The following is a 12026-nucleotide window of genomic DNA, read 5'->3' on the forward strand; positions in this document are numbered from 1 at the left end:
TTATCAGGGTACTTTTTATCTATTGACATTAGATGAGAGGTATTGTTACATTTTTTTTCGATTCAAGGAATTTTATAAAATTTGTCTATTTTTGTGGCAGTATAATAAATATATCTTAATGAAAAAAGTTTACCTAAGTGATTCGGGCCCGAAAGTATCAGAGGCAATTTATGGTTTCTGGAGATGGAACAACGAGGGGCAGTCTACAACCACAAAGATTGAAAAACTCATAAATCTTTGCTTAGAGTTAGATGTTAATACCTTTGATCACGCAGATGTGTATGGTAATTATACCATAGAAGAACATTTTGGCAAAATTATTAAAAGTAAGTCTTTTAAGCGTGAAGATATAGTACTTTTTAGCAAATGTGGTATCAGACGCTCTAATGATGACATGTTTGATTACTATGATACTTCAAGCGAACATATCATAAAAAGCGTAGATAATTCATTAAAAAGACTCAAAACCGATTACCTTGATATTTTTCTGCTACATCAAAGTGATTTCTTAGCAGACCCCGAACAAACAGCGATGGCTTTGTCTCAAGTGGTTAATTCAGGCAAGGTTAATCATATAGGTGTAGCTAACTTTTCAGTCTTCCAGCATCAATTACTGGCCTCTTATTTGACAATTCCGATCGTGACAAATCATATCGAATTAAACCTAATGAATACATCAGCTATTGAAGATGGACGGATTGATTTTATCAAACAGAATTTCAGTAAGCCTTTAGCATGGGCACCCTTAGCAGGAGGTAGGATTCTGAGTGGCGAAGATGAAAAAGCGGTCAATGTAAGAGCAAAATTAGAAAAAATAGGAGCTAAATACGACGCTAATATTGAGCAAACGGCAGTAGCATGGTTAATGAAATTAGGTACTTTACCTATTATCGGTTCAATTTCTGAAAGCCGAATCAGAAATGCAGCAAGCGCAACAGAGGTTAAATTAAGCCATCAGGATTGGTATGAAATTTATAATGTGGTATGTCCGGTAAGAAATATTGATATATCGCACGAGTGAAATGAACCTTGACCTAAGCAAAGCCTTTGATGGAGCATTTGATACTTTTAAAGTATTTGACCAACTAAATATCAGTCTGGCAAGTGAAACGTTAGACAATACACCTAAAAGTATCTGGCAAATACTAAATCATTTAGTTATCTGGCAAACTTATCAGATCAAATTATTAAAAGGAGAGAATACAAATCTTATCAATGAGTTTGATAGCTGGTCTTGTGATAAGCAGATAGCACATCAGAATATACTAAATGAAGTAATTGCTTTATTTAATAATCAAATTCAAGAAATAAAAAGCGAATTGACTCAAAAAGTTAATGAAATAGAGAGTATTAGTAACCGGATCAGATTATTTCAAGAGTTATCCTCACATTTATCATTTCATTTGGGAGAAATAATTTTAATACGAAGACAGCTTAAAAACTATCCTTTACCCCATGAAATGATATCTTTTTTAGTTAGCTGAATTGAATAACTCCACAAATAAAAATCCATTGCAAAAGTAGCTTTTGTAATGGATTTTTATTTGATTTCTTTACATTTGTTATAAGACACTCAAACGCTTCTTTCACTAAACTATGAAACCCTTCTACTTTTTTCTTTGTCTTACGCTTAGTACTGCTATTTATGCCCAAAAAAACAAATCAGGAGGCTTATTAAAGCCAGAGCAGGCATTAATGGATATTCGCCATTATACTTTGGCTTTAGAAGTAAAACCAGGTTCTCAGAGTATCGAGGGTTATACAGAAATAGATTTGATAACCAATAAAAGTACTGATGTATTGCTTTTTGATTTGGTAGAAAGTTTCACTATTGCTAAAGTATGGGTGAATGGAGAAGAAGAACCCTTTAAGTTTGAAAACGAATTGATAAGAATCAAATTGGCATCAACTTTAGCACCCGGAAAAGCTAAAGTGAAAATTCAGTATAGTGGTAAGCCCATTATAGCCACTCGACCCCCGTGGAATGGTGGTTTTACCTGGTCTGTTGATACTACAGGTACTCCCTGGATAGCTATTACTTGTCAGAGTGAGGGAGCGAGAATGTATTTTCCATGTAAAGACCATCCAAGTGATGAAGCAAATGAGGGTGCTGATTTGATAATTACTGTTCCGAAGGGTTTGGTAGTGGCAGGACCAGGTCTTTTACAAAGTGAGATTACAAAAAAGGATAAGAGTATCTTCCACTGGAAAACTAATTACACTATTAACAATTATAGCATTCTTTTCAATATAGGCAAATTCAGAGTAGTTTCCAGAAATTATACTACAATTGATGGGCATACGCTGCCTATGCAATTTTATGTATTAAAAGAGCATATAGATAAAGCAGAAAAACATCTGGACATTTTTGAAAGAATTGTACGAACACAAGAAAAATATTTTGGAGAGTATCCTTGGGTTAACGAAAAAATTGCCATTTGTGAGACACCGCATTTAGGAATGGAACACCAGACTATGAATGCTTACGGTAATAAATTCAGATATACCTTGGTAGGAGGTAAGGAGTTTGACTGGCTGATGCACCATGAATTCGGGCATGAGTGGTGGGGTAATAAGGTAACTGGTATCGACTGGGCTGATATGTGGATACAAGAAGGAATATGTTCTTTTGGTGATGCAATGTACACCCGCGAGCATGAAGGAGAAGAAGCTTACCAGAAAAGAATGGAAAGAACAGGTAGAGCTACCCAAAATAAAATACCAGTGGTTTTAGGCGAGCACATGAATGCAGACACAGTTTATCATGCCGATATTTATGGGAAAGGTGCTTTTTTTATGCACACACTGAGGTATATTATTGGAGATGATATTTTCTTTCCTGCATTGAGAAAATTTGCCACAAGTCCAGAATTTACCTATGATAATTTAGTGAATACAAATAATGTGGAGGCATTTTTTAGTAAAGAATCAAAGCAAAATCTAAGGCCACTATTTGATTTTTATTTACGTACTATTAATAAATTAGAGATTGATGTAAAAAGAATCAGTGATGATGAGTATCTGATTTCTTCACTCAATTATCCTACATCTTTGCCAGTTGATATTCAGATAGACAATAAAATAGAGCGCAAAATGATTGCTTCTGAAGCAATTAAGATAAAAAGTAAAACCACCCCAATAATTGATCCGAAGAGTTTTTATCTCAAAAAAGTAATTTATGAGTAATAGTTTTTTAAAAACGTTTTGCAGGTAGTGGCTAATCTGCTAATTTTGCATTTTAGAAACCTATCATGACAGAACAAATCCTTATTCTTGATTTCGGCTCACAATTTACACAATTGATTGCCCGAAGAGTCAGAGAGCTAAATGTGTATTGTGAGATACACCCTTTCAATAAAATTCCAACGATTACTTCAGAAATAAAGGGCATTATCCTATCGGGAAGCCCCTGTTCAGTACGTGAAGAAGATGCTCCTATTGTGAATTGGCAAAATTTTCCTGAAGAAATTCCAATTTTAGGTATTTGTTACGGTGCCCAAATGATGGCGCAAACAGGCGGAGGAGAAGTTATGCCGTCATCTATCCGAGAATATGGCCGCACTATTCTGAATAAAATTGATAATCGGTATTCTTTATTTAATGAGGTAGCAGATAATACGCAGGTCTGGATGTCTCACAGCGATACCATTGCCAGTCCTCCAACAGGTGCTGATATTATTGCTTCTACCGATACAGTAAAAGTAGCAGCTTTTAAATTGCGTGACCAACCACGTTATGGTATCCAGTTCCACCCAGAGGTTACACATACACTACAAGGTAAAGCTATTCTGAAAAATTTTGTTGTTGATATCTGTGCATGTTCACAAAACTGGACACCTGATTCATTTGCAGAAGCGACCATTAAAGAATTAAAGGAAAAATTGGGAGATGACAAAGTAATTATGGGCTTATCTGGCGGAGTTGATTCCTCAGTTGCGGCAACTTTAATTCATTATGCTATCGGAAAAAATCTCTATTGCATTTTTGTTGATAATGGCCTTCTAAGAAAAAATGAATTTGAAGAAGTATTAGAATCTTACAAAGGTTTAGGCTTAAATGTAATCGGTGTTAATGCAAAAGAACAATTCTATAAAGCCCTTGAAGGTTTAACAGACCCTGAGGCCAAACGAAAAGCTATTGGTAAAACGTTCATCGATGTTTTTGATGCAGAAGCACATAAAGTTGAAGGTGCAGCATGGTTAGGACAAGGCACTATTTATCCGGATGTTATTGAATCTGTTTCAGTAAAAGGCCCATCGGTTACTATTAAATCTCACCACAACGTGGGGGGCTTGCCAGACTTTATGAAATTGCAGGTAGTTGAGCCTTTAAGACTTTTATTTAAAGATGGTGTGCGTGAGGTGGGTAAGTCCTTAGATATTCCGCAGAATATCCTTGGTCGCCATCCTTTTCCGGGCCCAGGTTTAGCCATACGTATTCTGGGGGATATTACAGAAGAGAAAGTACATATTTTACAAGAGGTAGATGCCATTTTTATCAATGCTTTGAAAGATAGCGGCTTGTATGATAAAGTCTGGCAGGCTGGTGCAATTTTATTGCCTATACAAAGTGTAGGAGTAATGGGTGATGAACGTACTTATGAGAAAGTTGTCGCCTTGCGTGCAGTAACAAGCGTAGATGGAATGACTGCCGACTGGGCTCATTTACCTTATGAATTTTTAGCCGATGTATCGAACGAAATTATTAACCGGGTAAAAGGTGTTAACCGGGTCGTGTATGACATCAGTTCAAAACCACCAGCTACCATTGAATGGGAGTAAAATATTGAGGCTTATATAGTATAAAGGCTCTTTCATCATTGAAAGAGCCTTTATACTATATAAGCCTGAAGGATTCTTGAGCGCGATTAATTGGCACTGATTTCTCTTAATTGTAGTTTATCTGCATTTGCTACTTTATCAGTTGATTTAGCATCTACTGCTTTTGTTTCTGACGAGGAAACTAATTCCTCTTTTGCTCTTTTGACCCGTAATCGTTTTACTTCTAACCAATTAGCTACTAAAAAGTAACAAACCAAAAGAAACAGAATAAAGAAGCAAAGTTCTGTATTGCTAAAGTATAGTCTTGCAGAATAAGTCAAAACAGTTAATAAGATTGTAACGGCATACAGTGTGAACGACGCCTGCATATGTGATAGATTGTTGTCAATTAGCAAATGATGCATATGTAACCGATCAGCTTTAAACGGCGATTTGCCCCTTAGAATGCGTACTGAGAATACTCTGATAGTATCGAAAATCGGGACTATTAAAATAACTATAGCAATGATTGGTGCACTTACAAAAGAACTTGAAGGATCCCATGCATGCAATACATTAAAATGGATGAATTTTACAGCTAAAACAGTAATAATATATCCAATAATTAATGAACCGGTATCGCCCATGAATATTTTATTATTCTGAGAGAAATTAAATCTTAGAAAGCCTAATAGCGAGCCAGATAAGCAAAGTGCTAAGCAAGCAAGCGAATAGTGATGATTTACTAAAAACCAAAGGCCGAAACCACCGCTTGCAATCATTCCGATTCCTCCCGCCAGGCCATCAATACCATCAATCAGATTGAAAGCATTAATCATGGCCACAAATATAAAAATGGTAAGCCCGATACTTAGTAAATAAGGAATCTCACCTATACCGAAAATACCAAACAAGTCAGAAATTCGTAAATCACAACCTACCACGACGATTGCTGAAGCAATAATCTGAATGCCTATTTTTTTTGTTGGAGATAAAGCATATAAATCATCTTTGATCCCTAAGAAGAAAAGGATGGTCATTCCGGCAAAAACCTTGTGGAGCAAAATTCCTTCATCACCAAAATTCCATATCATATAGCCAATTAATATACCAGCAAAAATAGCAACACCACCGAATGTGGGAGTAGGAGTGCTGTGTGAACTTCTTTTGACCGGATTATCCATCAATCCACGAAGACCACTTATATTAATAATGACAGGTATTGAGCGCAGATTAATGAAAAGTGCGATAACGGCCGAAATAAGAATCTGGATGTTTTTATCAGGTATTAGTGATTCAAATGTGGGAAACATTAGATTTTAATTTAGAAAATACTTTTGGGGTATTCTTATTTTACAAAATAAACACTTTTTTTTTTGTTTAAAGAAAAAAGCGCTTTTCTTTTTACCGATTTTTTTATCAAATGGCGATAATTCTTTCTCGTAAGGCCTTTGCAGGATTGCCTTGGTATATCTGGTAAGCATCAAGATTGTGTGTGGCAACTGAATTTACAGACAGAACAGCATGAGAGAAACAGGTTACACCTGTACAAACGATAGACTTGGCACCGATCCATACACCTTCTTCAAGAATAATATCTTTAACGATGAGATCAAAAGCTTCCTTTTTATAATCATGATTGCCAGATAATAGCATTGCTCCCTGAGAAATGCACACATTATTGCCAATTCTCACCTTTCCAATATTATCAATCCAAACGCCTTCTCCAATCCAAACGTTGTCTCCGATTTCTAAGTTCCAGGGAGCTTTTATATTTACCAATGGTTTTATGGTTAAAGCGTTGCCAATTTTTGCCCCAAAAAATTTCAAGATTGTTTTTTTTACTGATATGGGGATCAACAAATAAGAATTTATAAATATTCGATTGGCGATGAACCATAATACTGTTATTACAAAGCCTTTTGTTAGCGATGATTGTTTATACCAGTCATTATTGAATTTTGATAAATCCGTTTTGTTCATTGAGAAGCGTAATTTTTTAAAAGTAACAAATGATTTTACTGAAGATAATTTTATACACTACGCAATTTATTTATTAATAACCCGCTTTTATATCTACCCTCCTCAAGGCGAGGAGCGAGGTATTCTTTGGTAGATTCAAAATGCTTCTTATAGCTTTCTTTATCGCCCATTTCTACAATATTTGCCCACTCGTGAACGGCCGTATGAAAAGCTAAATCTTCGCCCCTGATACTTTTGTCAAATAAGGCTGTTTTGATCGTCTCTTCCAACAGATTCTCATTCATAAAAAGGTATTCGGCCATTCCGACTCTTAATTTGAAAGGGGGAGTCTGGCATACAAGATTTTTATAGGGGTTCGTGCCGAGTCTATGCCAGGTTTCGACCATAGCGAGCAAACTTAAATGCGAATTGGGTTTATGGCCTGTATCAAGGCTCAGACTAAACTCACTCATAATTTTATCATCAAGCATCAGAGTATCGTCTTTGTCTTTAAAAACATGGTCTCTGGCGGCATAAACCCGTTTACGGAATTTTTTTTCGTCCTCCTCTATCATCATCTCAAACAGTTCTGTTTCACAGTTTGCATATTTTCTTACATCTTTCTTGGCATAGGGGTTCAGCAATGCCAAGCCTGAATACACATGAAATTTATAGCTGTATATCCGTAAGGTCATAAGAAATTTTACATTATCCAAGCCATTTGGGTGTAAAGGATTTTCCCAGGGATATACTTTCCGATGCATACAGGCTGTTCCAATACTTTCGAATCCGACATGAGTGATGGCCTGAATATCAGCCATCATTTTATCGTGCTCATGATAATCTTTTAATTCATGGATAATTGAACCAATCTTGTTGAATATCTTTATTGCCTCGTCAAAAGCCTGATTGCTTGCCCTGTGGTTGATAACGATTAAGGTTTGATTTTCGGGATTAACACCCGGCCCATAAAGCGCGTGACAGGTAACAATTTGTGTGTCTTTTGGAAGGTGTTTTTCAAAAGCTGCTATTTCGGGTGTCTTAACTGAAGTCTGACCAGCGACTATAGCACCGAACTTGGTAGAACCACCGCATTGTGCTACCACTTTTTCAATATTTTCGGCTTCAACTGAATACAGAATAAAATCACAGAGCCGAGAAACTGCTATTCCGTCTTTTAATATTTCAATGCTAAATGGACTTAGCTCATTCTGTAAGGTTTCATAATTCTGGGGGAGATCACAGCCATACACCTGAAAACCTGCTTTGGCCCATAATCGGGCAAACATTTTTCCCATATCTCCCAAACCAATAATTCCTATCTTCATTTCTTACTTTTAATTAGGCGACTTAGAAATATATAATAATTTTGCACGATTTTATCCATTCCGTACAAAATTTTCGTTTTTGCATAGATTATGGTACAAATTAACAACAAATCTAAATTAATAAGAACTCAATTTTTAAATTTTGCCAATGCGAACAATCCTGTTGTTACTCATTTCAAATACATTTATGACCTTTGCCTGGTATGGACACCTGAAAAGTCCTGATTTGCCGATGTGGAAAGCTATTGCGATAAGTTGGGGAATTGCACTTTTCGAATATGTCTTTATGGTTCCGGCAAACAGGATAGGTATCGGCCAGTTTAATGCATTTCAACTAAAAACTATTCAGGAGGCTGTAACACTTGTTGTCTTTGTGGTGTTTGCAATTCTGTATCTGAAAGAACCGCTTAAATGGAACTATTTATTGGGATTTGGCCTGATATTCCTTGCTGTATGGGTAGTCTTCCGGAAGTAAACCGAATATTTTTATGTTAACAAACCCACGGAATTTGTGTTATGAATATGATTGTAGAGTTTGATGAGTATTTATTTATCAAACTCTATCGTATGTTCAGAGGCATAAGAATCATCTCCAGGTTTGATACGCTTTACGAAGAATCTTGCTTTTTTTCCGAGTTTGAGGCAGGTATTTTTAGCCTTGATATCTTCATCCGTATTTAAAGGCTGTAACGATGGATACCATAAAATATATCCCGGTTTCTCAAAAACTAATTGTGGTTTTGTCCATTCCTGTGAATTATTTCCTTGAGTTAAGTCCACATTTTTGTTGAAAGAAATGTAGACTTTATCACCTTTCCATGATTTACCTTCTGATTTTGCCATCATCATTACCCAACAATTCAGATAAGTATTCCAACTGACTGATGGCCCCCAATGAAAGCCATTGGTAGGAGAGGAGGCTGCGCCACCACCATGTTCCATAGGAATCTGCAAAGATGAAACAGGCTTGCCAACACCGTTATACGGTGCATTAAAACCTTTGCCATCCCATCTTTTAGCTTTCCCGACCGGATTGTCCAAATCAGTTAATGCAATGCGTGCGATGCTGATACATTGCCCTTCCCATTCAGTTTTAGGATTATAGCTTGCTTCCTGATAGTCTCCCGGATAACCATATTCGCCATAAAACAAATAAAGGTAATCGCCACTGGCAACTGCCGAAGGGTCACCTACACCTCCTGCAAAAGTATTCGACGTATTATGCGGCTTCAGAATCATTCTTGGATTGAGGTCTTCAATAAATATTCCTTTGTTTTCCCATTTTTTGCCTCCATCAACCGACTTCATAATACCAATTCTGCAAACAGCGGCCGGACTTGTTTCTCCTGTCAGACCTTGAGGCCATTTTTCTCCGTTTTTATACCCCTGTCCGGTTTTTGCACAATAAGGAAGTGTCTGGGGATAATTTTCATTATGATATACTGCATATAAAGTTTTACCTGACACATCTTTAGGAGATTGATAAACTGTTTCAAACCAGACCGCTCCATGCAAACCCTCCTGGCTTACTGGAGCATTGGCTGGCATAACTGGCGAATGGAAATTTTCTTTTTCACTTTTAAATACTGCTTCAGCATTTTGGCCATCAGCATATTTCAGGTCTTTGGCATATCCCCAAAGTGGATCCTCGCCGTATTTTCCAGGGAAGATTCGAAATGTATCACCTACCCATACCTCTGCCATATTGCAGTCAACAAAAGAGTTAAAAGTGATTTTTTCAGCAGGAATCAGTTTAAACTTCGGGTTAAAAGATTCTTCCTTTCTGAGATTTGAGCAAGCGTTTAACAGCAACGAAGTTATTATGATAGTAAAAATAAAGGAACATAAAAAGGTTGATTTTTTCATTGTTTACTATAAGTTAATAAAATGCTTAGCGTTGCTCTGATTTATCTTCATTAAACATCAATCGATTACCAAATGGATCAATTAATTCCATGATAAAAGAACCCCAGCCAGATTCCTCAATACACGGTTTATAGTAGCGGTAATCTATAGATTGTAATATTTGACAATATTCTTTTAAACCTTTAAAATGAATCATTACTTTAGAACCAGGGGTAGCATCACCATAATGTTCTGAAAGATGAATTATTATTTCATCTTTTGAAATAGACATGTACAATGGAGAGTTCTCTCCGAAGCGATGCTCCCAATCAATCTTAAAACCAAGCCAGTCGATGTAAAATTCTCTGGCTTTATCAATATCGAAAATCCTGAAAATAGGGATGATAGTGTTCAATGTTTTAAAGGTCTTAAAGCATAGTCCAAAATTAAGGTTTTCCTAAATTTAGTATAGCTTTAGCTATTGTTTATTAAAAAGGTTCCCACCATATTGGCAACCTTTTCCATGCCCACTTTTAGTGGCGGGAACTATAGTCAGTTGTTGCCATATCAACTTGGTTGCACTTGCCGCTCTTCCTATTGCTTTCCTTTGTGATAATGGTTATTGTATAGATTTTAACAGAGAACCTGGTATCTCCTAAATTTCTGGTTTTGGATTCTGTTTTCAAAGAATCTATGGAAATTTTTGATATAATTGAACTGTTTGATAGTGATTAAGGCGCATTTATGTAGTCTCTGAAAGCCTATTGAAACAAAAAAGGATTGTAAATTTCTTCACAATCCTTTTTTGAATGTTTGACAGCTATCATTTGTCTGTTAAACCATATTTACCAACATACTTTTTATATAATCTCTTTTGTTTATCATCCAGGTCAATTTTCTTGCCTCTGATGAACGCGTGTTCTACTTTGCTGGTACGCATATCCAGTATATCTCCGGCTGATACAACGATGGTTGCCAGTTTACCAATTTCCAATGAGCCTACCTGTTTGTCGATTCCTAAGATTTTGGCATTATTCAGCGTAATCATTTTCAAGGCATCTTCTTGTGCCATACCAAAAGCAGCGGCTGTTCCGGCCACAAAAGGCAGGTTACGCGTACGCCAGAATTCTTCTGTATAATACATACCAACGGTTAATCCTGCTTTCATTAATACATTTGGCAATTTGTATGGATTCCACACATCATCATCAGCAGTATTGGGCAATCTGTGAGTACCGTTTACAATTACAGGGATATTGTTTTCTTTCAGGAAATCTATCGCTAACTCAGCTTCTTCACCACCCACTACTACAATTTTTGAGATTTTGTATTGTTTTGCCAGCTTTACAGCTTCAATGATTTCTTTCCCGCTATTTACACGGATAAATAATTGTTTTGAGCCATCGTACAAACCTTTTAATGCTTCTAATTGTGCATTTTTTGGATTTGGATTGCTGATCTCAGAATATGCCAAAGCCTCTGAAAAAAGTTGAGCTAACTGATTTTTCTGTTCTAAATATTTCTCATTTTTTTTAATCGCAAATTTCATTTCTTCAAAACTAAACTGGCGACTAACTAATGCAGGATAATTTAACCAGACGCCATCGTCTTTTTTCAGAGCTGCGTCTTCCCAGTTCCATCCATCATATTCCATGATTGCTGAAGTACCTGAAATAATGCCACCTTCAGGTGTGCTTTGCCCGATAAGGATACCGTTGCCCCGAAGAGTAGGGATAACTTCAGAGTCTGTATTATGTGCAATCAATGCTCTTACATGAGGATTGAATTGTCCGGTTTCCTGATTATCTAAAGTAGCTCTTACTGAGGCAATCTCAACCAAACCTGCTAAAGCTGATGGCGCAATAATACCCGGATAAACCGATTTTCCTGCAACGTTAATGACTTCAGTGGCAGTTTTATCATAGTTAAGGGAAGCGTCACCTATACCAGTAATAATGCCTTTATCAAAAACTATGGTACCGTTCTGAATAATTTTACCATCGCCTACGTGAATAGTTCCCCCAACTAAGGCGATTGGTCTGGTTTGTGGTTGGGCAGGTGCCTGATTCTGGGCTTTTGTCCCAAAACTTAGTAATGCTAACCCAAGAGCTGTTATATATTTTTTCATCTG

The 12026-nt window shown here is 36.6% G+C and carries 11 protein-coding genes; 5 read left to right on the forward strand and 6 right to left on the reverse strand.

Annotated features, from left to right (window positions below; genetic code table 11):
• Window positions 1-118 precede the first annotated feature (118 nt).
• The 4 genes from H1R81_RS06020 to guaA all read left to right on the forward strand — a co-directional run bounded on the left by H1R81_RS06020 (window position 119) and on the right by guaA (window position 4781).
• Window positions 119-1021 carry an aldo/keto reductase family oxidoreductase gene (locus tag H1R81_RS06020; protein WP_181839755.1) on the forward strand — a complete coding sequence of 301 codons (903 nt, stop codon included), beginning with the start codon at window positions 119-121 and terminating at the stop codon, window positions 1019-1021.
• Window position 1022: 1 nt separating this feature from the next.
• Window positions 1023-1484: a hypothetical protein gene (locus H1R81_RS06025; protein ID WP_181839756.1), complete on the forward strand. Its 462-nt coding sequence runs from the start codon at window positions 1023-1025 to the stop codon at window positions 1482-1484.
• Window positions 1485-1596: 112 nt separating this feature from the next.
• Window positions 1597-3186, forward strand: a complete 1590-nt coding sequence (locus H1R81_RS06030) for a M1 family metallopeptidase (protein WP_181839757.1) — start codon at window positions 1597-1599, stop codon at window positions 3184-3186.
• Between the two features lie 65 nt (window positions 3187-3251).
• Window positions 3252-4781 carry a glutamine-hydrolyzing GMP synthase gene (gene guaA / locus H1R81_RS06035; RefSeq protein ID WP_181839758.1) on the forward strand — a complete coding sequence of 510 codons (1530 nt, stop codon included), beginning with the start codon at window positions 3252-3254 and terminating at the stop codon, window positions 4779-4781.
• An 86-nt stretch (window positions 4782-4867) separates the two neighbouring features.
• On the opposite strand, the gene H1R81_RS06040 is transcribed toward guaA, so the two are convergent.
• The 3 genes from H1R81_RS06040 to H1R81_RS06050 all read right to left on the reverse strand — a co-directional run bounded on the left by H1R81_RS06040 (window position 4868) and on the right by H1R81_RS06050 (window position 8050).
• Complete coding sequence (locus H1R81_RS06040; RefSeq protein WP_181839759.1) at window positions 4868-6073, reverse strand: glycosyltransferase family 4 protein; 1206 nt, start codon at window positions 6071-6073, stop codon at window positions 4868-4870.
• 106 nt (window positions 6074-6179) lie between these two features.
• Window positions 6180-6743 carry a WcaF family extracellular polysaccharide biosynthesis acetyltransferase gene (locus H1R81_RS06045; RefSeq protein ID WP_181839760.1) on the reverse strand — a complete coding sequence of 188 codons (564 nt, stop codon included), beginning with the start codon at window positions 6741-6743 and terminating at the stop codon, window positions 6180-6182.
• A 50-nt stretch (window positions 6744-6793) separates the two neighbouring features.
• Entirely contained in the window at window positions 6794-8050 is a 1257-nt protein-coding gene (locus H1R81_RS06050; RefSeq protein ID WP_181839761.1) for a prephenate dehydrogenase, read from the reverse strand.
• 148 nt (window positions 8051-8198) lie between these two features.
• On the opposite strand from H1R81_RS06050, the gene H1R81_RS06055 reads away from it, so the two are divergent.
• Window positions 8199-8525: a DMT family protein gene (locus H1R81_RS06055; RefSeq protein ID WP_181839762.1), complete on the forward strand. Its 327-nt coding sequence runs from the start codon at window positions 8199-8201 to the stop codon at window positions 8523-8525.
• Window positions 8526-8596: 71 nt separating this feature from the next.
• On the opposite strand, the gene H1R81_RS06060 is transcribed toward H1R81_RS06055, so the two are convergent.
• The 3 genes from H1R81_RS06060 to H1R81_RS06070 form a co-directional block, all read right to left on the reverse strand.
• Window positions 8597-9916: a hypothetical protein gene (locus H1R81_RS06060; protein ID WP_181839763.1), complete on the reverse strand. Its 1320-nt coding sequence runs from the start codon at window positions 9914-9916 to the stop codon at window positions 8597-8599.
• Between the two features lie 25 nt (window positions 9917-9941).
• A complete protein-coding gene (locus tag H1R81_RS06065; protein ID WP_181839764.1) occupies window positions 9942-10310 on the reverse strand; it encodes a glyoxalase superfamily protein in 369 nt (122 codons plus the stop codon).
• 408 nt (window positions 10311-10718) lie between these two features.
• Window positions 10719-12023 (reverse strand): amidohydrolase family protein, encoded by a 1305-nt coding sequence (locus H1R81_RS06070; protein ID WP_181839765.1) that lies wholly within the window; start codon window positions 12021-12023, stop codon window positions 10719-10721.
• Between the last annotated feature and the right edge of the window lie 3 nt (window positions 12024-12026).

The organism is Emticicia sp. BO119 (assembly GCF_013912375.1).
GTDB lineage: Bacteria > Bacteroidota > Bacteroidia > Cytophagales > Spirosomataceae > Emticicia.

Coding starts and splice junctions, on each gene's coding strand:
- H1R81_RS06040 (WP_181839759.1), bottom strand. CDS start 6,073: ATGTTTCCCACATTTGAATCACTAATACCTGATAAAAACATCCAGATT.
- H1R81_RS06070 (WP_181839765.1), bottom strand. CDS start 12,023: ATGAAAAAATATATAACAGCTCTTGGGTTAGCATTACTAAGTTTTGGG.
- H1R81_RS06025 (WP_181839756.1), top strand. CDS start 1,023: ATGAACCTTGACCTAAGCAAAGCCTTTGATGGAGCATTTGATACTTTT.
- H1R81_RS06045 (WP_181839760.1), bottom strand. CDS start 6,743: ATGAACAAAACGGATTTATCAAAATTCAATAATGACTGGTATAAACAA.
- H1R81_RS06030 (WP_181839757.1), top strand. CDS start 1,597: ATGAAACCCTTCTACTTTTTTCTTTGTCTTACGCTTAGTACTGCTATT.
- H1R81_RS06055 (WP_181839762.1), top strand. CDS start 8,199: ATGCGAACAATCCTGTTGTTACTCATTTCAAATACATTTATGACCTTT.
- H1R81_RS06050 (WP_181839761.1), bottom strand. CDS start 8,050: ATGAAGATAGGAATTATTGGTTTGGGAGATATGGGAAAAATGTTTGCC.
- H1R81_RS06020 (WP_181839755.1), top strand. CDS start 119: ATGAAAAAAGTTTACCTAAGTGATTCGGGCCCGAAAGTATCAGAGGCA.
- H1R81_RS06060 (WP_181839763.1), bottom strand. CDS start 9,916: ATGAAAAAATCAACCTTTTTATGTTCCTTTATTTTTACTATCATAATA.
- guaA (WP_181839758.1), top strand. CDS start 3,252: ATGACAGAACAAATCCTTATTCTTGATTTCGGCTCACAATTTACACAA.